Annotated in this window: 15 protein-coding genes and 1 pseudogene; 5 read left to right on the top strand and 11 right to left on the bottom strand. The window is 67.5% G+C overall.

Annotation, left to right across the window (positions count from 1 at the left end; genetic code table 11):
* Positions 1-891: 891 nt before the first annotated feature.
* The 5 genes and pseudogenes from EX88_RS0112665 to EX88_RS0112645 form a co-directional block, all read right to left on the bottom strand.
* The gene (locus tag EX88_RS0112665) at positions 892-1,755 is read right to left on the bottom strand and encodes an alpha/beta fold hydrolase (protein ID WP_051885061.1); all 864 of its coding nucleotides are present in this window, start codon (positions 1,753-1,755) and stop codon (positions 892-894) included.
* 242 nt (positions 1,756-1,997) lie between these two features.
* A complete protein-coding gene (locus EX88_RS0112660; protein WP_031372360.1) occupies positions 1,998-2,738 on the bottom strand; it encodes a hypothetical protein in 741 nt (246 codons plus the stop codon).
* A 59-nt stretch (positions 2,739-2,797) separates the two neighbouring features.
* Positions 2,798-5,500, bottom strand: coding sequence for a methionine synthase (gene metH / locus EX88_RS0112655; RefSeq protein ID WP_031372359.1), 2,703 nt, complete (start codon positions 5,498-5,500; stop codon positions 2,798-2,800).
* 129 nt (positions 5,501-5,629) lie between these two features.
* On the bottom strand, positions 5,630-6,742 hold the full coding sequence (locus tag EX88_RS0112650; RefSeq protein WP_031372358.1) for a homocysteine S-methyltransferase family protein: 1,113 nt from the start codon (positions 6,740-6,742) through the stop codon (positions 5,630-5,632).
* A gap of 49 nt (positions 6,743-6,791) precedes the next feature.
* Positions 6,792-7,718, bottom strand: a pseudogene (locus EX88_RS0112645) (ArsR/SmtB family transcription factor); the annotation flags it as partial.
* A gap of 399 nt (positions 7,719-8,117) precedes the next feature.
* On the opposite strand from EX88_RS0112645, the gene EX88_RS0112640 reads away from it, so the two are divergent.
* From EX88_RS0112640 to EX88_RS0112625, 4 genes are all read left to right on the top strand, one after another.
* The gene (locus EX88_RS0112640) at positions 8,118-9,278 is read left to right on the top strand and encodes an acyl-CoA dehydrogenase family protein (protein ID WP_031372356.1); all 1,161 of its coding nucleotides are present in this window, start codon (positions 8,118-8,120) and stop codon (positions 9,276-9,278) included.
* Positions 9,279-9,289: 11 nt separating this feature from the next.
* Positions 9,290-9,472, top strand: a complete 183-nt coding sequence (locus tag EX88_RS26015; protein ID WP_152566253.1) for a hypothetical protein — start codon at positions 9,290-9,292, stop codon at positions 9,470-9,472.
* Between the two features lie 59 nt (positions 9,473-9,531).
* On the top strand, positions 9,532-14,637 hold the full coding sequence (locus tag EX88_RS0112630) for an NAD-glutamate dehydrogenase domain-containing protein (RefSeq protein WP_081930932.1): 5,106 nt from the start codon (positions 9,532-9,534) through the stop codon (positions 14,635-14,637).
* Positions 14,638-14,918: 281 nt separating this feature from the next.
* A complete protein-coding gene (locus EX88_RS0112625) occupies positions 14,919-15,692 on the top strand; it encodes an NAD kinase (protein WP_031372354.1) in 774 nt (257 codons plus the stop codon).
* Between the two features lie 6 nt (positions 15,693-15,698).
* Here the strand turns inward: EX88_RS0112625 and EX88_RS23760 are convergent, their stop codons facing one another.
* From EX88_RS23760 to EX88_RS0112600, 5 genes are all read right to left on the bottom strand, one after another.
* On the bottom strand, positions 15,699-16,142 hold the full coding sequence (locus EX88_RS23760) for an NUDIX domain-containing protein (protein ID WP_036148783.1): 444 nt from the start codon (positions 16,140-16,142) through the stop codon (positions 15,699-15,701).
* Between the two features lie 125 nt (positions 16,143-16,267).
* Entirely contained in the window at positions 16,268-17,677 is a 1,410-nt protein-coding gene (locus EX88_RS0112615) for an amino acid permease (protein WP_430536909.1), read from the bottom strand.
* A gap of 123 nt (positions 17,678-17,800) precedes the next feature.
* Positions 17,801-19,150 (bottom strand): sensor histidine kinase, encoded by a 1,350-nt coding sequence (locus tag EX88_RS0112610; RefSeq protein ID WP_051885059.1) that lies wholly within the window; start codon positions 19,148-19,150, stop codon positions 17,801-17,803.
* Entirely contained in the window at positions 19,147-19,833 is a 687-nt protein-coding gene (locus EX88_RS0112605) for a response regulator transcription factor (protein ID WP_200875840.1), read from the bottom strand. Before EX88_RS0112605 ends, EX88_RS0112610 begins: the two co-directional genes overlap by 4 nt.
* 18 nt (positions 19,834-19,851) lie before the next feature.
* The gene (locus EX88_RS0112600; RefSeq protein ID WP_031372349.1) at positions 19,852-20,976 is read right to left on the bottom strand and encodes a type 1 glutamine amidotransferase domain-containing protein; all 1,125 of its coding nucleotides are present in this window, start codon (positions 20,974-20,976) and stop codon (positions 19,852-19,854) included.
* Positions 20,977-21,169: 193 nt separating this feature from the next.
* Here EX88_RS0112600 and EX88_RS0112595 point away from each other — a divergent pair, with 193 nt between their 5' ends.
* Entirely contained in the window at positions 21,170-22,090 is a 921-nt protein-coding gene (locus tag EX88_RS0112595; RefSeq protein ID WP_031372348.1) for a 5'-nucleotidase, read from the top strand.
* Positions 22,091-22,146: 56 nt separating this feature from the next.
* Here the strand turns inward: EX88_RS0112595 and EX88_RS0112590 are convergent, their stop codons facing one another.
* Positions 22,147-22,668, bottom strand: coding sequence for a CHRD domain-containing protein (locus tag EX88_RS0112590; RefSeq protein WP_031372347.1), 522 nt, complete (start codon positions 22,666-22,668; stop codon positions 22,147-22,149).
* Positions 22,669-23,251 lie beyond the last annotated feature (583 nt).

The following is a 23,251-nucleotide window of genomic DNA, read 5'->3' as shown; positions in this document are numbered from 1 at the left end:
GCTGTTCGACGAATCGATTCCAGGCCCCACAGTGCCACCACGGACCGCGAAGGCGACGTTACGGTCGCAACGATTTATTTTCGATGCATTCATCAACGTCATGGGGATTCCATGCATCGGCTTAACGCTTCAGCGAGAAACGGCGACGCAGCTCGCAGGCATGCCTGTCGATTCGGAGAAACGGATCGAGCGGGACGCTGAACGGGGCTGGGGATTAATGACCATCCACTAGCTGCAACCCTTGCATCTCGGGGTAGGAGCGGCGCGAGCCGCGGCCGGGCTTTCGTGCGGCGACGTAGTTGCTCCATTTTGGCTGTCGCGGCTTGCGCCGCTCCTACCCTTTGGTTCGCGGGCATTTGTTGCTGTCGCTATTGCCCTTGCTGCTGCCGTTGCTGTGCGCGGCCTATGCCTCGCGAGACCGAAGGACACCCGGAGGGCGGCGCGCAGGGACGCGCGCCGTGCAACACCGGGACAGGGATGTCCCGTGTGTTGCATGCCTGCGTATGCAACGAACGTGCGGGCTTGTGATCCAAAGAGAAAGCATTTTTCTTTGGTTACCTTTCTTTTGTTGCTTATGACAAAAGAAAGTAACTGCCTTTGCAAGGAGAGCCCTTTTCTTTGGTTACCTTTGACCGAAGGGAATCCAGACGGACTTTTGGGCTTGGCAAAAGAAAGTGACCCGCCGCTTTAGTGGCGGAAGCTCTTATCGTTTGATCTTGCTTGAAGAAGCGTCGCGAGATCGCTGCAGCGCGGTCGCGGCTCGCGCCGCTCCTACCCTCGCGACAGGGGGGCGGTTTCGATAGAGCGCATCGGCGTTGTTGCCTCTGCGCGTCCAGCGGTCGCGGCCGCGCCGCTATTGCCCGGAAGGCGACAGCAGGCCGCAGCGCAAACTCAGCCGTTGACGGCAGCAGCCCAAGTCGCCGGCTCCTCGTCGGCAACGGTTGGCTTCATCCCCTCGATCATCGCCGCGATCGCCTGCGCGGTGTCCAGCGGCCGTTCCATCGGGAACAGGTGGCCGCCCTCGATCCAGCGCCAGCGTTCGCCGACCAGCCGCTGGGTCGGTGCGGAACCGGCGTTGCGCAATTCGCGCGAACGCGTGCCGGCAAGAAAGCCGACCGGCACGCGCACCGACGGCGCCAGGCCGCTCAGCGCGGTGGTCGGCAGGGTGTGATAGATCCGGTACTCGATCTCGCGCTCGAACGCGAGTTCGCGGCTGCCGTCGGCAGCCGCGCGGGTGCCGTGTTCGACGTAATCGTCGAGCACGCGCTCGTCCCAGCAGGCGAACGCGGGCTTGGCCAGGAAGTGCTCGCGTACCGCGGTGCGGTCGGGCCAGAGCCGGCGGCGCTGCAAGGTGGCGCGCATCGGCATCAGCAGATTGTCCAGGCCGGTGCGGCGGCCGATCGAGACCAGGCGCGCGCGCCAGCCGGCGATCAAGGGCGAATCCAGCATGACCACGCCGGCGACGCGCCCGGCCAACGCCGAGTCGGCCAGCCGATGCGCCGCGAGCAGGCTCAGATAGCCGCCGAGCGAGTGCCCGACCAGCCAGATCCGGCGCGCATTGCCGGCCGCGGTCTCTGCGCGCGCGACGAGTTCATCGACCAGATGCGGCCAGTCGGGGGTCACCGGATAACGCGGGTCGTGGCCGATGCGCTCGGGCCGGACCACGTGGAAACGCTCGGCCAGGGCAGTGAGCATCACCCGGTAGACCGGGGCCGGGAATCCGTTGGCGTGGGAGAACAGCAGCAGGTCGTGCATGGCGATCCGTGGGCGGGTCGGTGCGCCGGTCGCGCCGAGACGGCGCGGCCGGGCCAGGATGGCGTCACCATACCATTGCGTATTGAGGTGCGATAGCGGCGCCGTTCGCGTTTGCGACCCCGTATCGGATCGGCCGCCCAGCCAAAGAAATCCGGCGGCACGACCGCATTCCGCTATGTTCGGCGAAGCGCGTGCGCGATGGGTACCGGCGTTGCCATGCGGCACGCCTGCTCGCGGACGCCTCAGTCCGAATCGAGTGCGCTGCTCAGCCAGTGTTTCGACTTGTGGCCCAGCTCGCGGATCGTCGATACGCCCAGGTCGCGGATGATCCGATGGGTGCGGTGCGGCAGCGGCGATTCGTCGATATCGTGCGGGGCGATGTTCTTGCCGGGCACGCCGGGCAGGAATTCGATGCCGGCGGCGTGGTAGCAATGTTGGACCAGCGCCGAGCAGTACAGCGCGCCTTCCTTGGCCAGCAGATTGCTGCGCCGGCGCAGGCGACGGCTGTGCATCGCCATCAGGGTGCCGACCAGTTCGCTGATCGAATAGCTCGACAGGCCCGACAGCAGGTCGAGGCCGGCGACCTGGATCTTGTGCACCTGTTCCGGGCTCAAGTCGAAATCGAGGATGGCGATGTTCGGAAACGCGTCGGCGTCGTAGTAACGGTCGACGCGGTTCTCCTGCACGCCCAGGCGGATCTGCTTGTAGCGCAGGTCGAGGTCGGACTCGATCACCCACCATTGCCCGTCGATGCGGCGTTCGCTGAAGACGAAGGCGTGCGACCACAGGCTGCGATGACCGTCTTCGGTCAAGGGCGATTGCGCCTTGCGGATCAGTTTGTTGATCCAGTCGCGCCCGCCGCACAGGCCGATGCGGCCCGGAGCCGCATGTTTCTCGATGAAGGCGGCGTTGCCGAGCGCATCGCCGCCGCGGTCGGCCGCCGCGTCGATGCCGTAACCGCCGGGTATCAGGATTTCGCTCATCCGTGCACGCTCGTGTTGACCAGTCCCTGGAGGGGGCGGCTGTGCGCCGCCCGTCCGTGTTACTCGGGATCGTAATCCAGATTCGAGGCCAACCAGCGTTCGGCCTGCGCCAGGGTCGCGCCCTTGCGGCGGGCGTAGTCCTCGACCTGTTCCTTGGAGACCCGGCCGACCACGAAGTACTGGCTGTCGGGGTGGCTGAAGTACAGGCCCGAGACCGCCGCGGTCGGATACATGGCGAAGCTCTCGGTCAGCTCCAGGGTGGTGTGGCGGGTCGCGTCGAGCATGCGGAACAGGGTGCCCTTCTCGCTGTGCTCTGGGCAGGCCGGATAGCCGGGGGCTGGGCGGATGCCGCGGTAGCCTTCGTCGATCAGGGCCTCGTTGTCGAGCGTCTCGTCGGCGGCGTAACCCCAGAACTCCTTGCGTACGCGCTGGTGCATACGCTCGGCCAAGGCCTCGGCGAAGCGGTCGGCGAGGGCCTTGAGCATGATCGCGTTGTAGTCGTCGTGATCGGCCTCGAAGCGGGCGACGTGCGGCTCGATGCCGATGCCCGAAGTCACCGCGAAGCCGCCGATCCAGTCCTGCCGGCCGGAGTCCTTCGGCGCGACGAAATCGGCCAGGCACAGGTCGGGCCGGTCGACCGGCTTGTCGACCTGCTGGCGCAGGAAGTGCAGGCGCACGGTCTCGCTCTTGCCTTCGCCGGGAACCTGCACCTCGACGTCGTCGCCGACCGAGTTCGCCGGCCACAGGCCGAACACCGCTTTGGCCTGCACCCACTTCTCGGCGACCATCTGCTTGAGCATGGCGCGCGCGTCGCGGTAGAGCTCGCTGGCCTGGGTACCGACGATTTCGTCGGTCAGGATCGCCGGATAGCGCCCGGCCAGTTCCCAGGTGTTGAAGAACGGGGTCCAGTCGATGTACTCGATCAGCTCGTCGAGCGGGTAGTCGTCGAACACGTGCAGGCCCGGTTGCAGCGGCGCCGGCGGTTCGTACTCGCTCCAGTTGCCGTTGAAGCGCTGGCCGCGGGCCTTCTCAAGCGAGACCAGGCGCTTGCCGTCGCCGCGGTTGCGGTGGCGCTCGCGGATCTCGGCGTAGTCGGAGGCGTTGGCGGCGACGAAGGGCCCGCGCAGTTCGATCGAGATCAACGACTGCGCCACGCCGACCGCGCGCGAGGCGTCCTTGACCCAGATCGTCGGCGACTTGTAATGCGGGTCGATCTTGAGCGCGGTGTGCGCGCGCGAGGTGGTCGCGCCGCCGATCAACAGCGGCATGGTGAAGCCCTGGCGCTGCATTTCGCGGGCGACGTGGCTCATTTCCTCGAGCGAGGGCGTGATCAGGCCGGACAGGCCGATCAGGTCGGCGTTCTCGGCCTTGGCGCGATCGAGGATGGTCTGCGCCGGCACCATCACGCCGAGGTCGACCACGTCGAAGTTGTTGCAGGCCAGGACCACGCCGACGATGTTCTTGCCGATGTCGTGGACGTCGCCCTTGACCGTGGCCATGACGATCTTGCCGTTGGATTTGCCGGCGTCGCCGGTGCGCAACTTCTCGGCTTCGATGTAGGGCAGCAGATAGGCCACGGCCTTCTTCATTACCCGTGCCGACTTCACCACTTGCGGCAGGAACATCTTGCCGGCGCCGAACAGGTCGCCGACCACGTTCATGCCGGCCATCAGCGGGCCTTCGATCACGTCGAGCGGACGCGTGGACTCGGCGCGCGCGGCTTCGGCGTCCTCTTCGATCCACTGGTCGATGCCGTGCACCAGCGAGTGGCTGAGGCGGTCGCGCACCGGCTTGTCGCGCCAGGCCAGGTCCTCGACCTTCTTCTCGCCTTTCTTGCCCTTGTAGCGCTCGGCCAGGGTCAGCAGGCGTTCGGTGCTGTCGTCGCGACGGTTCAGCACCACGTCCTCGACCGCTTCGCGCAACTCGTTGTCGAGGTCGTCGTAGAGCGGCAGGCCGCCGGCATTGACGATGCCCATGTCCATGCCGGCCTTGATGGCGTGGTACAGGAACACGGTGTGGATGGCCTGGCGCACCGCCTCGTTGCCGCGGAACGAGAACGAGACGTTGGAGACGCCGCCGGAGATGTGGCTATAGGGGAAACGGCGCTTGAGCTCGCGCGTGGCCTCGATGAAATCGACGGCGTAGTTGTTGTGTTCCTCGATGCCGGTCGCGACCGCGAACACGTTCGGGTCGAAGATGATGTCCTCGGGCGGGAAGCCGATGCGCTCGGTCAGCAGCTTGTAGGCGCGCGAGCAGATCTCGACCTTGCGATCGATGGTGTCGGCCTGGCCGACCTCGTCGAAGGCCATCACCACCACCGCGGCGCCGTAGCGGCGGACCAGGCGGGCTTGGCGCAGGAATTCGGCTTCGCCTTCCTTCATCGAAATGGAGTTGACGATGCCCTTGCCCTGCAGGCATTTCAGCCCGGCCTCGATGACCGTCCACTTGGAGCTGTCGACCATCACCGGGATGCGGGCGATGTCCGGCTCGGCCGCGATCAGGTTGAGGTAGGTGACCATGGCCTGCTCGGAATCGAGCAAGCCTTCGTCCATGTTGACGTCGAGCACCTGCGCGCCGTTCTCGACCTGATGGCGCGCGACCACCACGGCCTCGTCGTAGCGGGCTTCGGTGATCAGCTTGCGGAACTGCGCGCTGCCGGTGACGTTGGTGCGTTCGCCGACGTTGACGAAATTGCTTTCGGGCGTGATCTGCAGCGGTTCGAGGCCGCTGAGGCGGGTCTGGCGGGGGAGGGCGGCAGTCATACGGTGGCTGGTGCCTGGGAAGGGGGCTGGTGAGAGGAGTGAGGAACTAGGAACGAGTAAGGAGTGAGCAACGAGGAACGAGTGGGGTGGCTTTACTCACTCCTCACTTCTATGCACTCACTTCTCGCTTCAAGCCGCGTTTTCCAACTGCAGCGGGCGGCGCGGCTCGACGCCTTCGACCACCGCGGCGATCGCGGCGATGTGCGCCGGGGTCGTGCCGCAGCAGCCGCCGACCAGGTTGAGCAGGCCGGCGCGGGCGAACTCGCCGAGCACCGCGGCCATGTCCTCGGGGGTTTCGTCGTAACCGCCGAAGGCATTCGGCAGGCCGGCGTTCGGGTGGGTGCTGACGTGGGAGTCGGCGATCTGCGCCAGCACGTCGATGTGCACGCGCAGGTCCTTGGCGCCGAGCGCGCAGTTCAGCCCGATCGCGGTCGGCTGGACGTGGCGCACCGAGTACCAGAAGGCCTCGGCGGTCTGGCCCGAGAGGGTGCGGCCGGAGGCGTCGGTGATGGTGCCGGAGATCATGATCGGCAGGCGCGCGCCGCGCGCGTCGAAGGCTTCCTCGACCGCGAACAATGCGGCCTTGGCGTTGAGCGTGTCGAAGATGGTCTCGACCATGATCACGTCGGCGCCGCCGTCGATCAGGCCGTCGGTGGCTTCGCGGTAGGCGATGCGCAACTCGTCGAAGGTGATGGCGCGGTAGCCGGGCTGGTTCACGTCCGGGCTCAGCGAGGCGGTACGGCTGGTCGGGCCGAGCACGCCGATGACGTAGCGCGGCTTGGAAGGGTCGCGCGCTTCGGCCTCGTCGCAGGCCTGGCGGGCCAGGCGCGCGCCTTCCTCGTTGAGCTCGCGCGCCAGGTGCTCCAGGCCGTAGTCGGCCAGCGAGATCGTGGTCGAGTTGAAGGTGTTGGTCTCGATCAGGTCGGCGCCGGCGGCGAGGTATTCGGCGTGGATGCCGCCGATGATGTCGGGCCGGGTCAGGGTCAGCAGGTCGTTGTTGCCGCGCTGGTCGCGCGAGCAGCCGCAGCCCTCGCCGTGGACGTGTTCGGTCTCGCCGTCGTGGCCGCCCGCGTACAGCCGGTCGTAGCCTTCGGCGAAGCGCTCGCCGCGATAGTCGGCTTCCTGCAACTCGTGCTGCTGGATCATCGTGCCCATCGCGCCGTCCATGATCAGGATGCGTTCGTCCAGGCCGCGCAGCAGCGTGCGCGCACGTTCGGGGTTGAGCCAGGGCAGGGTTTCCATCGGCAGGGCCTCGTTACTTCTTCGCCGGCTTGCGGGCCGGCTCGGCAGCGGGTTTACGCGCCATCAGGGCGATGACTTCGAAATGCGGCGGGCGCCGTTCGCGGGTCACGGTTTCGCAGCTGACGATGTCGAAGCCGGCCTTGGCGGCGAACTTCTGCAGGTCCTTCTCGGCGAAACCCAGGTTGACGTGGCCGAAGGCTTCGACCGCGCCGCGGTGTTCGTGGCTGGCCAGGCTGGTCAGCAGCAGGCGGCCGCCGGGGCGCAGCACGCGCGCGGCTTCGGCCACGGCCTGGGCCGGGTGTTCGGCATAGGTCAGCGCGTGCATCAGCACCACCAGGTCGAAGCTGTCGGCCTCGAACGGCAGCGCGTGCATGTCGCCTTCGCGCACCTCGACGTTACGCAGCTTGCGCAGCCGTTCGGAGGCGGCGGCGACGACCTTGGTGCTGGCGTCGAGGCAGACGTAGCGGTTGGAGTGCGGCGCCAGCAGTTCGGCCAGCACGCCGTCGCCGGAGGCGATGTCGAGCACGTCGCCGGGTTGCAGCAGGGGCAGGGCCGAGCGCGCCAGGGCTTCCCAGGTGCGGCCCGGCGAGTAGTGGCGTTCCATGTCGCCGGCGACCGAGTCGGCCCAGTTCTGGTCGGAGGCGCGCATCGCGAGCACCGCGGCCACGCGCTCGGCGTCCTGGCGCAGCAAGGGGTCGTCGCTGCCGGTGCTGAGGGTCTGCCACAGCGCGCGCTGGGCCTGGTCGAGCGCACCGTCGTCGAAACGGTAATAAGCCGACACGCCGGCGCGGCGGTCGCGCACCAGCCCGGCTTCCTTGAGCTTGGACAAATGCGTCGATACGCGCGGTTGGGCCAGGCGGGTGATCGCCGACAGCTCGGCCACGGTCAGCTCCTCGCCTTCGAGCAGAGCGAGCAGACGCACGCGGGTGGCGTCGGCGAACACCTTCAAGCGGGACGACCAGCCTTCGAGATCCATAGGGCAACCTTGGGAATAGGGAATCGGGAATGGGGAACCAAAGGTGGGCAATGGGACAGTCACTTAGGACGATTCTCCATTCTCCATTCTCGATTCCCGTGTTCCATCAACGTATCGCGATATAGAGATAAGTGTGTTCCCGGAGGGCTTGCAGGTCAAGTCGGGGCCGGCCCGGCCGTGACCGCGCAGACGCCTCGCGGCGCAAACACAGGCGCATGGGCGGGGCAGGCGCATGGGTGGGGTTATTCGGCGCGCGCGGCTACAATTCGCATTCGCGGCCATCGACAGGGCCGCGGACCAGGACGCAGAACCATCGCGCCGGTCGGGGATCGACGACGGCGCCGCCTACGGGCTGCCGCGCGCCCCGGCCGCAGTGCTCAAACCAGCAGAGGTGCCGACGTGGATTTTGGCTTTACCGAAGAGCAGTTGATGATCCAGGACGTGGCGCGTCGTATCGCCCAGGAAAAGATTGCTCCCAGCGCCGAGCACCACGACCAGACCGGCGAGTTCCCGCTCGAGAACATCCGCACCCTCGGCGAGAACGGCCTGATGGGCATCGAAGTGCCGGCCGAGTACGGCGGCGCGGGCATGGACCCGATCTCCTACGTGCTGGCCATGGTCGAGATCGCCGCCGGCGACGCCGCCCATTCGACCATCGTGTCGGTCAACAATTCGCTGTTCTGCAACGGCATTCTCAAGTTCGGCACCGAGGCGCAGAAGCAGCTGTACGTGCGCGCGATCGCCGAGGGCCGCGAGATCGGCGCCTTCGCCCTGACCGAGCCGCAGTCGGGCTCGGACGCCACAGCGATGCGCTGCAAGGCGGTCAAGCAGGCCGACGGCAGCTTCGTCATCAACGGCAAGAAGAGCTGGATCACCTCCGGCCCGGTCGCCAAGTACATCGTGCTGTTCGCGATGACCGACCCGGACAAGGGCGCGCGCGGCATCACCGCGTTCATGATCGACACCTCCAAGCCGGGCTTCCACCGCGGCAAGACCGAGCCCAAGCTCGGCATCCGCGCCTCGGCCACCTGCGAGATCGAGTTCGAGGACTACGTCGCCGCGCCGGACGACGTGCTCGGCGAAGAAGGCCACGGTTTCAAGATCGCCATGGGCGTGCTCGACGCCGGCCGCATCGGCATCGCCAGCCAGGCCATCGGCATCGCCCGCGCCGCCTACGAGGCCACCCTGACCTACGTGCGCGAGCGCAAGGCCTTCGGTCAGCCGATCGGCGCCTTCCAGATGACCCAGGCCAAGATCGCCGACATGAAGTGCAAGCTCGACGCGGCCCTGCTGCTGACCTTGCGCGCGGCCTGGAAAAAGGCCGAGACCGACAAGCACGGCGGCCGTTTCAGCAACGAGGCCGCCATCGCCAAGCTCACCGCATCGGAAGCGGCGATGTGGATCGCCCACCAGGCCGTGCAGATCCACGGCGGCATGGGCTATTCCAAGGAAATGCCGTTGGAGCGTTATTTCCGCGACGCCAAGATCACCGAGATCTACGAAGGCACCAGCGAGATCCAGCGCCTGGTCATCGCCCGCAACGAAACCGGTCTGCGCTGAAGCGACAGACGATGAAACGTTTCGGCTCGTCACGGCCCACCGCCTGTCCTGAGGACGGCGGCATGGGCTCGCGCGCTTCGAACGATGCCGCCGTACCCGGTCCGCGCCCGATGGCGCGCGGCCGCGTGGGCGCGTCGCTCGATTACGGCGCCGCGTCCATTGCCGCCCTGCAAGCCTCCAACCGCAAGCACTAACCTTTCTCTTGGCCCGCGCGAAAGCGTGGGCCTCATACCATCCGGACCTCAGAGTTCCCATGAGCAACAAACCCAAAGCCGCGTCCAAGCAGGATCCCGCCAAACCAGCCTCGGCCAAGAAAGCGGGCAAGCCCGCCGCCAAGACCGTCGCCGCGAAGCCTGCCGCAAGCAAGCCTGCTTCGACCAAGCCCGCTGCCGCGAAGAGCGCCACGGCCAAGTCGGTCGCCGCCAAGCCCGCCGCCAAGAGCGTTGCGCAGGTCGAGGCGCAGAGCGCCAGCGTCTCGCTGGAGCCGATCGTCGCCGCGATGCGCAAGCGCCTGCCGAAGGCGCGCCACGCGGAGGCCGAGGCGTTCGCCAAGGCGTTCTACAAGCGCATGAGCCTGGACGAGCTGCCGCAGCACCAGGCCGACGGCTGGGCCGCGCTGGCGACCGACTTCCTCGACTACGCGCGCGACCGCAAGCCGGGTTCGGCGCTGGTGCGCCTGTTCAACCCGACCCTGAAGACGCACGGCTGGGAATCGGCGCACACCGTGCTGCAGATCGCCAACGACGACATGCCGTTCCTGGTCGATTCGGTGACCATGGCGCTGGCCGACCAGGGCATCGGCGTGCACGTGCTCGGCCATCCGGTGGTGACCTTCCTGCGCGACAAGGCCGGCAAGCTGGTCTCGGTCGGGCAGGGCGTGCCCGAGTCGTTGATGCACCTGGAAATCGACCGCCTGACCAATGAGTCGATGGCCGCGGTCAAGAAGGCGCTGGAAACCGTGCTCGCCGACGTGCGCGCGATCGTCCGCGACTGGTCGCAGATGCGCGACAAGATGAACGAGGTCGCCGACGGCATGATCGGCGAGCGCATGCCGGTCAACGAAGACGGCAAGCGCGAGGCGCAGGCCTTCCTGCACTGGGCCGCCGAGAATCACTTCACCTTCCTCGGTTACCGCGAGTACGAGGTGATCAAGCACGACGGCCAGGACGTGCTCAGCGCCATCAAGGGCAGCGGCCTGGGCCTGCTGCGCGGCAAGGACGCCGGCAAGCCGCGTCCGCTGACCTCGCTGGCCGCGCACTACATCCCGCAGTCGGGTTCGGTCGATGCGCTGATCCTGACCAAGACCAATGCGCGCTCGACCGTGCATCGTCCGGGCTACATGGACTACATCGGCGTGCTGAGCTTCGACGCCCAGGGCCGTCCGGTCGCCGAGAAGCGCTTCCTCGGCCTGTATACCTCCAGCGCCTACAACCGCCGCCCGTGGGACATTCCGCTGGTGCGTCAGCGCCATGCCTATGTGATGGAGCAGTCGGGCCTGGCCCCGGACAGCCACAGCGGCAAGGCCCTGCGCCACGTCCTGGAAACCCTGCCGCGCGACGAGCTGTTCCAGTCGAGCGAAGAGGAACTGTTCAAGACCACCTCGGGCATCCTCGGCCTGCAGGAGCGCGTGCGCAGCAAGATGTTCCTGCGCCGCGACCGCTACGGCCGCTTCTTCTCGGGCCTGGTCTACATCCCGCGCGACCGCTTCAACACCGACGTGCGCCTGCGCGTGGAGGCGATGCTCAAGCGCCGCCTGCACGGCGAATACATCGACACCACCGTGCACATCGGCGAATCGCCGCTGGCGCAGATGCACGTGATCGTGCGGCCGAAGTCGGGCGAAGCGATCCAGATCGACCACATCGCGATTGAGGCCGAACTGACCGAGATCGTGCGTAACCGCCAGGACGAACTGCGCGACGCGCTGGTTCAGCGCCACGGCGAGCAGCAGGGCCTGGCCCTGGCCAACCGCTACGGCCGCGCCTTGCCGGCGGGCTATATCGAAGAAGTCTCGGCCGGCGTCGCCGCGCAGGACATCGCCCACCTGGCCGCGCTGACCGGTCCGGACGATCTGCGCCTGAGCCTGTGCCGCACCCGCCAGGGCGAGGGCGGCCTGCGCTTCAAGTTCTACCGCCAGCTCGACGACATTCCACTGTCGGACGCGCTGCCGATGATGGAGAACATGGGCCTGCGGGTGATCTCCGAGCACCCCTACCGCCTGCGCGTCGACGAGCAGCCGGTCTACATCCAGGACTTCGAGGTCGAGACCGCCAACAACGATATCGACATCGACAGCCTCGACGAGAACTTCGAGGACGCGTTCGCGCAGATCTGGCGCGGCAACGCCGAGAACGACGGCTTCAACCGCCTGATCCTCACCGCCAACCTGTCCTGGCGCCAGGTCGCGATGCTGCGCGCCTACTGCAAGTACCTGCTGCAGGTCGGCGTGCCGTTCTCGCAGAGCTACGTCGAGGAAACCTTCTCGCGTTATCCGCTGCTCGCGCGCCTGCTGGTGGAATTGTTCGAGGCCCGCTTCGATCCCTGCACCGGCAAGGAGAGCAAGGCCGAGATCAAGGCCGGCCAGGACCTGCTGGTCCAGCAGTTGCAGGCCCTGTCGGGCGGCGACGCCGCGGTCATGGCCGCGGTCAAGCCGGTCATCGACGCGCGCAACGGCAAGCGCGACGAGCAGGCCAAGGCCACGGTCGATGCGATCAAGGCGCTGCTCGACCGCGTTTCCAGCCTCGACGAAGACCGCATCCTGCGCAGCTTCATCGGCGTGATCAACGCGACCCTGCGCACCAGCTACTACCAGCGCGCCGCCGACGGCGCCGATCGCGGCTACGTCAGCTACAAGTTCGATTCGGCGCAGGTGCCGGACCTGCCCAAGCCGCGCCCGTACCGCGAAATCTTCGTCTACGGCCCGCGCGTGGAAGGCGTGCATCTGCGTTTCGGCCCGGTCGCCCGCGGCGGCCTGCGCTGGTCGGATCGTCGCGAAGACTTCCGCACCGAAGTGCTGGGCCTGGTCAAGGCGCAGATGGTCAAGAACACCGTGATCGTGCCGGTCGGTTCGAAGGGCGGCTTCTTCGCCAAGCGTCCGCCGGCCGGCGGCGACCGCGACGCCGTGCTCGCCGAAGGCATCGCCTGCTACAAGATGTTCATCAACGGCCTGCTCGACATCACCGACAACATCGTCGACGGCAAGATCGTCGCGCCGCGCGACGTGGTGCGTCACGATCAGGACGATCCGTATCTGGTGGTCGCCGCCGACAAGGGCACCGCGACCTTCTCCGACATCGCCAACGGCATCGCCGCCGAGCACAAATTCTGGCTCGACGACGCCTTCGCCTCGGGCGGTTCGGTCGGTTACGACCACAAGGGCATGGGCATCACCGCCAAGGGCGCGTGGGAGTCGGTCAAGCGCCACTTCCGGGCGATGGGCCGCGACAGCCAGACCCAGGATTTCACCGCGGTCGGCATCGGCGACATGTCCGGCGACGTGTTCGGCAACGGCATGCTGCTGTCCGAGCACATCCGCCTGATCGCCGCGTTCGACCACCGCCACATCTTCCTCGACCCGAACCCGGACGCGGCGAAGACGTTCAAGGAACGCGAGCGCATGTTCAAGCTGCCGCGCTCGAGCTGGGACGACTACGACAAGAAGCTGATCGGCAAGGGCGGCGGCGTGTACCCGCGTTCGGCCAAGTCGATCCCGCTGTCGCCTGAGATCAAGACCGCGCTCGGCATCGACGCCGGCATCGCCGCGATGAGCCCGGTCGAGCTGATGAGCGCGATCCTGAAGTCGCCCGTCGATCTGCTGTGGAACGGCGGCATCGGCACCTACGTCAAGTTCAGCGGCGAGACCAACAGCGACGTCGGCGACCGCGCCAACAACGGTCTGCGCGTCGACGGCCGCGACCTGCGCTGCAAGGTGGTGGGCGAGGGCGGCAACCTCGGCCTGACCCAGCTCGGCCGTATCGAAGCGGCTCAGCATGGCGTGCTGCTCAACACCGACTTCATCGACAATTCGGCCGGCGTGGACACCTCGGACCACGAGGTCAACATCAAGATCCTGCTCAACGGCCAGGTGCAGGCGAAGAAGCTGACCCTGCCGGACCGCAACAAGCTGCTCGCCTCGATGACCGACGAGGTCGCCGAGTTGGTGCTCAACGACAACTACCGCCAGAACCAGGCGATCAGCCTGATGGAGCGGATGAGCCAGACCCGCCTGGGCTCCAAGCAGCACTTCATCCGCACCCTCGAAGCGCAGGGCCTGCTCGATCGCCAGATCGAGTTCCTGCCGTCGGACGCCGAGATCTCCGAGCGCAAGGCGCGCGGCCAGGGCCTGACCCGTCCGGAACTGTCGGTGCTGCTGTCGTACTCCAAGCTGGTCGCGTTCCAGCAGATGCTCGACTCGGACGTGCCGGAAGACCCGTACCTGTCGAAGGAACTGGTGCGTTACTTCCCGCAGCCGCTGCAGACCAAGTACGCCAAGGCGATGGAGAACCACCGCCTGAAGCGCGAGATCATCGCCACCGCGGTGACCAACTCGACCATCAACCGGATGGGCGCGACCTTCCTGCTGCGCATGCAGGAAGACAGCGGCCGCACCCCGGGCGAGGTCGCCAAGGCCTTCACCATCACCCGCGAGACCCTCGACGCGCGCGATTTGTGGGCGCAGATCGACGCGCTCGACGGCAAGGTCGCCGAGTCGACCCAGATCGACGCCTTGCAGGTGATCTGGAACCTGCAGCGTTCGTTCACCCGTTGGCTGCTGTCGCGTCCGGGTACGATCCCCGACATCACCACCGCGGTCGAGCGTTACCACGACGGCTTCAAGAACATCCGCGCCGGCCACGGCATCCTCGGCGACGGCCAGCGTCCGGCGCACGATGCCGCGTTCGCCGACTGGAAGGCCAAGGGCGTGCCGGAAGCGCTGGCCGCCCAACTGGCGGCGCTGCCGTACCTGGAACCGAGCTGCGACATCATCGAACTGGCGCGCGAGCGCAAGCTCAAGCCGGTCGAGGTGGCCAAGGTCCACTTCCGCCTCGGCGAAGCGCTGCGCCTGCCGTGGTTGCAGGAACAGATCGACGCCTTGACCGTCGACGGCCGCTGGCACGCGGTCGCACGCGGCGTGCTGCGCGAAGAACTGGGCGCGCAGCAACGCATCCTGGTCGGCCAGGTGCTGTCGATGCCGGGCGCCAACGCCGATGCCAAGATCGCCCATTGGCTCGGCCGCGACGACGTCTCGCTGCGTTTCACCCTGGCCATGCTCAACGAGCTGGCCGCGCAGAAGTCGCTGGACTATCCGACCGCGTCGGTCGCGGTGCAGCGTTTGTCGCAGTTGGCCGCGCGCGGTTGATCGAGCGTTGACCTAAGCGCCGATGACGATTGGCACTAAGCCCCTCTCCCGCCCGGGAGAGGGGCTTTTTTGTGCGCTCTGTCATATCGCCGCAGCGCTCCGCTTTGGAGTAGGAGCGGCGCGAGCCGCGACCGCGTTCTTGCGTCTTGCCACGTCACTGCGATGTAGCGGCTCGCGCCGCTCCTACCCTCGAAGCGGCTCCTTGGCCGACCGTCGCGACCGGCGTGCAGAATCCGCAACGCCCTCCGGGTTATGCTGACGGCATCCTTCCGGAGCCGCCGATGACCGCGACGCAACGCATCGCCTTCCTCGCCAGTCACACCGACGAGGCCCAGCGGGCGCTCGCCGATCTCGTCGCACGCCATGGCCAGCACGAGCCGGATGCGGCCGATGTCCTGGTCGCGCTCGGCGGCGACGGCTTCATGCTGCAGACCCTGCATCGCCACGGCGGCCTCGGTAAACCGGTGTACGGGATGAAGCTCGGCACCGTCGGTTTCCTGATGAACCAGCACAACGGCGAGGACCTGTTCGCACGCCTGGAGGCGGCCGAGCCGGCGGTGCTGCGTCCGCTGGAAATGGTCGCCCAGACCGAGTCCGGCGCGACCTTCGGTTCGCTGGCCTATAACGAGGTGTCGTTGCTGCGCCAGACCCGCCAGGCCGCGCACATCCGCATCGACCTCAACGGCCAGACCCGGCTCGACGAGCTGATCTGCGACGGCGTGCTGGTCGCGACCGCGGCCGGCAGCACGGCCTATAACTTCTCCGCCCACGGCCCGATCCTGCCCCTGGGGTCGGCGGTGATCGCGCTGACCCCGATCGCGGCGTTCCGGCCGCGGCGCTGGCGCGGCGCCTTGCTCAAGGCCGACACCGAGATCCGCTTCCGCGTACTCGACCCCTACAAGCGTCCGGTCAGCGCCACCGCCGATTCGCATGAGGTGCGCGACGTGGTCGAAGTGATGATCCGCGAGTCGCGCGACCGCACCGTCACTTTGCTGTTCGATCCCGAACACAACCTCGAAGAGCGCATGCTGATCGAGCAGTTCACCAGCGGCTGAGCGGGCTCAGCCCAGCCGCAGCAGAACTTCGCGCAGGCGCGGATCGGCCAGCTCGGGCAGGGCCGCCGCTTGCGCCGCTTCGAACCACTGCAGGCCTTGATGCTCGTCGCCTCGCGCCTCGGGTTCGCCGTCCCAGTCCTCGACGCGGTAGATGCGCAGTACCAGGCCGTCGCAGGCGAATTCGGCGACTACGCTGGCCGCCGCCGCGGCGTGCTGGTCGGGCGTAGCGAGCACGGGCCTAGCGAGCACGGGCGGGCCGATGCCGGCTTCTTCCTGCAGCTCCCGCCACAGGGCTTGTTCGGGCGTCTCGCCGGCCTCGACGTGGCCGCCGAGCATGTCCCAGCAATTCGGTGCCGGCCGCTTGTGCGTGGCGCGCAGGCCCAACAGCACGCGGCCCTGGCGCCACAGCAAGGCGCCGACCAGATCGATGCCGTGTTCGCCTGCGCTCATCGTTTGCGGCGCTCCTTCCTGTTGCGCTGCTCCAGCAGGCGAGCGATCGTCGACCCTGCTCGAAACCGCTTTAAGTTATAGATAAATAACTTTAAATATCAGTTATTTAAATAATGTAATTAATGTCAATTGTCACTAGAGGTTTTGCTGCGCATCCGGCGTGCGACTTCGCTGGCCGCGGCGATGAGCAAGGTCAGGGCGATCGTCGACAGCAACTGCAGACGCGGGCCTTCGATCGACAGCGCCAACACGAACACCAGGCCGAGGATCGCCAGGCCGGCCCAGGTCACGTAGGGGAAGGCCCACATCTTGAACGGCAGCACGGTGCCGGCGCGGTCGGCGCGGCGGCGCAGGATCAGCTGCGAGACCAGCGACAGCGCCCACACCAGCAAACAGGTCGAGCCGACCACGTTCAACAGCGCCGGCAGCACCTTGTCGGGATACAGCAGCTCCAGTGCGGTGGCGACGAAGCCGAAGGCCACGCTCGCCAGCACGGCCACGGTCGGCACGCGGCTGCGGCTCAGGTGGGCGAGCGCGCGCGGCGCTTCGCCGCGTTCGGCCAGCGAATAGATCATGCGCGAGGCGCCGTAGAGATTGGCGTTGAGCGCCGACAGCAGGGCGACCACCGCGACCAGGGTGATCGCGGTCGCCGCGCCGGGGATGCGCGCGACTTCCAGCACCGCGGCGAACGGCGAATTCAACGACTCGCTGGTCCACGGCACCACCGCGATGATCACCGCGAGCGAGCCGATGTAGAACACCAGGATGCGCCAGGCCACGGTGCGGATGGCGTGGGTGATGCTGCGCTCAGGGTCCTGGGTTTCGGCCGCGGCGACCGCGACGATCTCGGTGCCGCCGAAGGCGAATACCACCACCAGCAAGGCCGCGCCGACGCCGGCCCAACCCTTCGGTGCGAAGCCGCCGTGGTCGAAGAAGTTCGACAGCCCCGGCGAGGGCACGTTGGGCAACAGGCCGCAGACCAGCAGCACCCCGATGGCGATGAAGGCGAGGATCGCGGCGACCTTGAGGATCGCGAACCAGAACTCGAATTCGCCGAAGTTGCGCACGCCGAGCAGGTTGACGCCGGTGAACACCGACATGAACACCAGCGACATCAAGGCCACCGGCAATTGCGGCCAGACCGTGGCGAGCAGGCCGGCGGCGCCGACCGATTCGGCCGCGATCACGATCACCAACTGCGCCCACCACAACCAGCCGAGGGTGGCGCCGGCGGTCGGCCCCATCGCGTCGGCGGCATACACCGAGAACGCGCCGCTGGTCGGCCGCGCCGCGGCCATTTCGCCGAGCGCGCGCATCACGATGATGACCAACGCGCCGGCGATCAGATACGACAACAGCACCGCCGGCCCGGCGCTGCGGATGCCGACCCCCGAACCGAGGAACAGGCCGGCGCCGATCGCGCTGCCCAGCCCCATCATCACCAACTGGCGCGACTTCAAGGCATGGCCGAGCTGGGACGCGGCGGCGCCGTTCATGAGCGTGGCGGTGCGGGCAGGGACTTCGGTTGGGGACATGTCGGGCGTCCGGACGATGAGGCGGTGCGGAACGATACCTTGTCGCCGCGGTCGGCAACGAGGCCTGCGGCGATTCCGGCCCTAAACCGCAGGAATCGGCCGGCCGGCGCCGCTGTCGCGCGGCTAGTCCGAGCGCACGGCTGAGCTTTCCGCCGTCCCCGGCGCGCCCTGGGGCGAACCCGCAGCGCCCGCCACGGCGAGGCTCACCACCATCGCCCCGGCCTCCTCGTCGAGGCGCAGGTCGACCCGGTAGCGTTCGCACAGGCGCTGCACGATCGCCAGGCCGAGGCCGAGGCCGGCGCTGCCTTCGCGTTTGCGGAAGGGCTCGTGCAGGCGTTCGCGCAGCTCGGCCGGGATCGGATGGCCGCGGTTGGCGACGCGCAGGCGCCCGCCGGCGATGCGGATGTCAACCGTGCCGGATTCGGTGTGGGCGAAGGCATTGCCGATCAGATTCGACAACAGGATATGCAGCACCGGCTGCGGCAGATCGATGCGCGTCTCGCCGGGCACGTCGACCTCGACCTCGACCGGCTTGCCGTCGAGCCAGACCGCTTGTTCGATCACCACCTGTTCCAGCACCGGCAACAGCGCGATCGGCGCATCGGGCAACACCACGGGCGCCTCGCGCGCCAGGGTCAGCAGCGTCGTTACCGTCTGTTCGAGTTGCCAAGCCGATTGGCGCAGGTGCAGCAGATGCTCGCGGCCGGCCGCGGACAGGGCAGGCTCGGCCAGCAGGCGTTCGCCGGTGCTGCGGATCACCGCCAGCGGCGTGCGCAGTTCGTGGCTGGCATCGCGGGTGAAGGCCTGCTCGCGGTCGATGAAGGCCTGGGTGCGTTCGGTCATCGCATCCAGGCCGCGTGCGAGCACGCCGACCTCGTCGTCGGGAAAACCCGCGGCGATGCGTTGCGGCCAGCGGTTCGGCGCCATGCTGTCGACCAGTGCGGCCAGGCGCGACAGCGGCGCGGTGCTGCGCCGCGCCAGCCAGGCGCCGAGCGCCAAGGCCAGGCCGACCACGGCCAAGGCCGACCAGCCCAGCCATTGCAGGATGCGGTCGCGCATCGGCCGCACCACCAGTTGCCGGCTGACCTCGGCGACCAGCCAGGCGCCTTGCGCCGGCGCCGGCGGCTGCAGCGCCTTGACGTGGTAATGGCGGCCGTCGCGGCCGGCGAATTCCGAACGCCAGGGCTCGGACTCGCGCGCGGCGAGCAGATCGGCGGGGAAATGTTGCGTGTCCGGGTAGACGCGCATGAAGGCTTGTTGCGGCTCGGCCCAAGCGCCGTCGAGCGCGTGCCGGCGCAACTGCGCCGCGGCTTCCTGTTCGAGCATCGACTCGAAGAAGGCGTCTTCGGTCGCGTACATGAAGGCCACCGCATACAGCCCGAACAAGGCCGCAACCGACAGGGCGAAGCCGGCGAAGGCGAGCATCAGGCGATTGCGCAGGCGCCGCTTCGGTGCTTTCGCCGGGCCGCTCACGGCGTCGCGTCCTCGTCGCTTTCGAGCTTGAAGCCGACGCCGTGCACGGTGCGCAGCATCGGCTGTGCGAACGGCTTGTCCAGCGCCTGCCGCAACAGATACAGGTGCGAACGCAGCGGATCCGATTGCGGCGGCACGTCGCCCCACAGGCGCTGGATCAGCTCGCTGCGGGTCAGGGTGCGCGGCCAGGCCTCGGCGAGGATGGTCAGGATCCGCAAGGGCGTGTGTTGCAATTCCAGCAGGCGGCCTTGGCGGCGCACTTCGCCGCTGCGGCGGTCGATGCTCAAGCTGCCGATGCGCAGGCCGTGCGGCTCGCCCGCGCGATGCCGGCGCGACAGGGCCAGGCAGCGCGCGAGCAATTCTTCGCCGGCGAAGGGTTTCACCAGATAGTCGTCGGCGCCGGCCTCGAAACCGCGCAATTTGTCGTCGAGGCCGTCGCGTGCGGTCAGCATCAGAATGGGGATGTGACGGTCGGAGCGTGCGCGCAGTTCCGCGCACACGCGCAAGCCGTCGAGGCCGGGCAGGGTGAGGTCGAGCACCAGCACATCGGGCGGATCGCTCAGGGCCAACTGCAGGCCGGTGCGGCCGTCGGCGGCGAAATCGACGGCATGGCCGTGCGATTCGAACATCGCCGCCATGGCCGTGCGCAGGGCCAGGTGGTCTTCGATCACGAGGATGCGCAAGCGGTCGTGCATCAGCGCTCAGCCGTCGATCCGTTCGAGAAGGCGCTTAGCATCGGCCATGTCCGGGTGACTGACCAGCACCTCGCCGATCATCGCCCGTGCCAGGGTCTCGTCGCCGAGCCGCCAATGCGCTTCGGCGATACCCAGGCGCAATTGCGGTTCGGGCATGTACGGCGCGGCCAGTTGCATGATCGCCAGGGCGGCGCGGGTGCGGGCCGGCTCGGGATGCGCCTGCAACTGGTAATAACCGATCAACCCGATCAACTGCACGTGGTAGGCGTCCGGCTCGTCGGCGAGCGCTTTGTGCGCGGCCTCGCGCTCGCCGGCGAGCAAACGCTCGACCAGGGCCAGGCTGCGTTCGTCGCGCCAGGGCGTGCGCGCGACCGGCGTGCGCCCGAGCGCGGCGACGATGGCTTCGGCGACGGCCGGGGTGGAGTAGGGGTTCTGGCCGGTGATCAAGCGGCCGTCGACGGCCAGCCCCGGCATCATCAAGGGCGCTTCCTGCCAGCGTGCGCCGCGTTCGCGCAGGGCGTCTTCGAGCTGGAAGCGGAACTGCCTGACCCAGCGCTTGCCGAAGATCGCTTCTTCCTCGTTGCTGAAACCGGTCAAGGCGCGGCCGGAGACCAGATAGGAGCCGTCGTCGAGACGCACGTCGACCAAGGCGGCCGGGCCGTGGCAGACCGCGGCGACCACGCCGCCGCGCTCGTACACTTCGGCGAGCAGTTTCTTCAGTGCCGGGTCGTCCGGCAGATCGAACATCGCGCCCTTGCCGCCGACCACGTAGACCGCGGCGTAGTCCCCGGCGCGCAGCGTCGCGGTGACCAGGGTCGTGTTCAACTGGTTCAGGCCGTGGCCTTCTTCGAGCAGGCGCGCATTGAAGGCGAGCTTCGGGTCGTACTTGTCGGCCTCGGCGGCGCCGCCGCGCGGGCTGGCGACGTCCACCGCCAGGCCGTTGTCGCGGAAGATCAGATAAGCCTGGGCGAACTCGTCCATCTCATAGCCGGGCCGGGTCTTGCCCTGGTCGCGGCCTTCGCTGCTGACCACGATCAGGACCTTGTCGGCGGCCTGGGCGATGCCGGTGCCGGAGCACGCCAGCAGCAGGCCCAGGGCCAACCGGCGCAAATGCGGGAATCGGAGGTTCATGGCGAGGACTGCGTGTGAAGGAGGGCCAGTCTCGCGAGCGCCTGTGAAGCAAACTTCAAACGGCATCGAAGCGGGCTTAGCCATACGCAGTGGTAAGCAACAGCGCGCACGGTTACCGCCACGCCGACCGGCGGGGCCCGACATGGGGCAGTCCGTCCTATCTGCGTGGCGCGCGACAGGGCACAATGACGGCATGCCTGACCGTGATGCCGACCCGTTGATCGTCGCGATTTCCTCGCGCACCCTGTTCGACATGGAAGAGAGCCATACGCTGTTCGAGCGTGAGGGCATCGACGCCTACGCCGACTTCCAGCGCGAGCACGAGGACGATTTTCTGCGTCCCGGCGTCGCCTTCCCGCTGGTGCGCAAATTGCTGGCGCTCAACCAAGGCGCGCCGCCGGAGGCGCCGCGGGTCGAGGTCATCCTGATCTCGCGCAACTCCGCCGACAGCGGCCTGCGCATCTTCAATTCGATCGCCCATCACGGCCTGTCGATCAAGCGTGCGGCGTTCAGCAACGGCGCGCCGCCGTTTCCCTACATCCGACCGTTCGGCGCCGACCTGTTCCTCTCGGCCAATGCCGAAGACGTCAGCGCCGCGCTCGCTGCCGGTGTCGCCGCGGCGACTTTGTTGCCGGCGATTCCGCCGTCGCGGCTGGCGCCGCATCTGCGCCCGGACCAGTTGCGTATCGCCTTCGACGGCGACGCGGTGATCTTCGACGACGAGGGCGAGCGCGTCTCGCGCGAGGGCGGCCTGGCCGCGTTCGCCGAGCACGAGCGCAGCCACGCCGGCGAACCGCTCTCCGGCGGCCCGTTCCGCGGCTTCCTCGACGCCCTGCATCGCTTGCAGAAGGCCTTCCCGGTCGGCCAGGACGCACCGATCCGCACCGCCCTGGTCACCGCGCGCTCGGTGCCAGCGCACGAACGGGTGATCCGTACCCTGCGCGAGTGGGGCATCCGTCTCGACGAGGCGCTGTTCCTCGGCGGCCGCCCCAAGGGGCCCTTCCTGGAAGCCTTCGGCGCCGACATCTTCTTCGACGACTCCGAGCACAACATCCTGTCGGCGCGCGACCACGTCGCCGCGGGGCACGTGCCGCACGGAGTTGCTAACCGCTAAACGTTCCTGGTTGGCCCGAGAAGCTCAGCGCAAGCGCCCAGGCTGGAACCTCTCGCTCAATCGTCGTGGCCGTTGTGGCGATGACCCAGTTGGCTGCGCACCTCGCCGCCCGGGAATTTGCTGGTGTGCACGTTCGCATAGGCGTTGCCGCCGCGCAGCGCGCGCAGCAATTCCTCGAACTCGCCGGCGGCGATGCCTTGGCCGCTCGGGCCGACCACGTCGGCGGCCATGATCACGCCCTGGATGGTCGCCGGCGGCGGCGGACACGGTTGCACGCCCGCAGGCGTCGGCGGGCTGGCCAGGTTCGAGCACAGCCACACGGCGATGCCGCCGTTGACACTGCGCTGGCCCACGTGGATATGCGCTTGGGTGACGTCGCCTTCCAGACCGGAATACGAAAGCTGGTAGTGGATCGCGCCGCCGTCGCCGATGCGGGCGCGGAACCCGCCGCTGGCGCCGGTGGAGACCAGCGGAACTTCCTGGCTGCCTTCCAGGACTGCGCGGAACTCGCGGTGTTCGGCCTGCGCTGAAACAAGCGGAAGCAACGCGACCATCGCAAACGCAGCGATGCGTTTCATGTCGTCGTCCTCGTGAATCGTTCCCGCATTGCGGGCGGACGCGAGACGCGTCCGATCGGACGCTGCTCCCAGCGCCGTTAGCCGCGGGTGAAAATATTCCCGGCATCAAACGTGCCAGAAATACCCGGGTTTCTGGCTCGATTCGTGCAAGCGCGGCGCCCGCGCGAGCTCATCGCAGCAATGACAACGGCACGGCGCTGTCAAAACTGCCGTTGCCGTAACGATTTTGCTTCTGCCGTGGCTGTGCGTCGCCTCGCACTAGCGAAGGCCATAGAAGACCCGGAGGGCGGTGCGCAAGGATCCGCGCCGTTTTTCGTCGGGACAGGGATGTCCCGTATGTAGAGCCCTGCGTCGGCATCGCTTGTGCGGGCCTGTGATTCAAAATAAGAAACTTATTTGGTTGCTTTGCTTTTGTTGCTTATGACAAAAGAAAGTAACCCGCCGCTTCACTGGCGGAAGCTTTAAGCGTTTGGTCCGATCTTAATTCTCAGGAAGCCATAAGCAAGAGCAGAGCTTCCGTCCGCTGCCGCGGCCGGGTTACTTTCTTTTGCTAAGCCCAAAAGTCCGTCTGGATTCCCTTCGG

The sequence above is a fragment of the Lysobacter antibioticus genome, from assembly GCF_000731095.1.
GTDB classification, from domain to species: Bacteria; Pseudomonadota; Gammaproteobacteria; order Xanthomonadales; family Xanthomonadaceae; genus Lysobacter; species Lysobacter antibioticus_B.
This window is presented reverse-complemented; position numbering and strand designations above follow the sequence as displayed.

What these genes read in the sequence shown, in the direction of transcription:
- EX88_RS0112660 (WP_031372360.1), bottom strand. Translation starts at nt 2,738, where the DNA reads ATGAGCGAAATCCTGATACCCGGCGGTTACGGCATCGACGCGGCGGCC.
- EX88_RS23760 (WP_036148783.1), bottom strand. Translation starts at nt 16,142, where the DNA reads ATGAGCGCAGGCGAACACGGCATCGATCTGGTCGGCGCCTTGCTGTGG.
- EX88_RS0112630 (WP_081930932.1), top strand. Translation starts at nt 9,532, where the DNA reads ATGAGCAACAAACCCAAAGCCGCGTCCAAGCAGGATCCCGCCAAACCA.
- EX88_RS26015 (WP_152566253.1), top strand. Translation starts at nt 9,290, where the DNA reads ATGAAACGTTTCGGCTCGTCACGGCCCACCGCCTGTCCTGAGGACGGC.
- EX88_RS0112600 (WP_031372349.1), bottom strand. Translation starts at nt 20,976, where the DNA reads ATGAACCTCCGATTCCCGCATTTGCGCCGGTTGGCCCTGGGCCTGCTG.
- metH (WP_031372359.1), bottom strand. Translation starts at nt 5,500, where the DNA reads ATGACTGCCGCCCTCCCCCGCCAGACCCGCCTCAGCGGCCTCGAACCG.
- EX88_RS0112650 (WP_031372358.1), bottom strand. Translation starts at nt 6,742, where the DNA reads ATGGAAACCCTGCCCTGGCTCAACCCCGAACGTGCGCGCACGCTGCTG.
- EX88_RS0112590 (WP_031372347.1), bottom strand. Translation starts at nt 22,668, where the DNA reads ATGAAACGCATCGCTGCGTTTGCGATGGTCGCGTTGCTTCCGCTTGTT.
- EX88_RS0112615 (WP_430536909.1), bottom strand. Translation starts at nt 17,677, where the DNA reads ATGTCCCCAACCGAAGTCCCTGCCCGCACCGCCACGCTCATGAACGGC.
- EX88_RS0112595 (WP_031372348.1), top strand. Translation starts at nt 21,170, where the DNA reads ATGCCTGACCGTGATGCCGACCCGTTGATCGTCGCGATTTCCTCGCGC.
- EX88_RS0112665 (WP_051885061.1), bottom strand. Translation starts at nt 1,755, where the DNA reads ATGCACGACCTGCTGCTGTTCTCCCACGCCAACGGATTCCCGGCCCCG.
- EX88_RS0112625 (WP_031372354.1), top strand. Translation starts at nt 14,919, where the DNA reads ATGACCGCGACGCAACGCATCGCCTTCCTCGCCAGTCACACCGACGAG.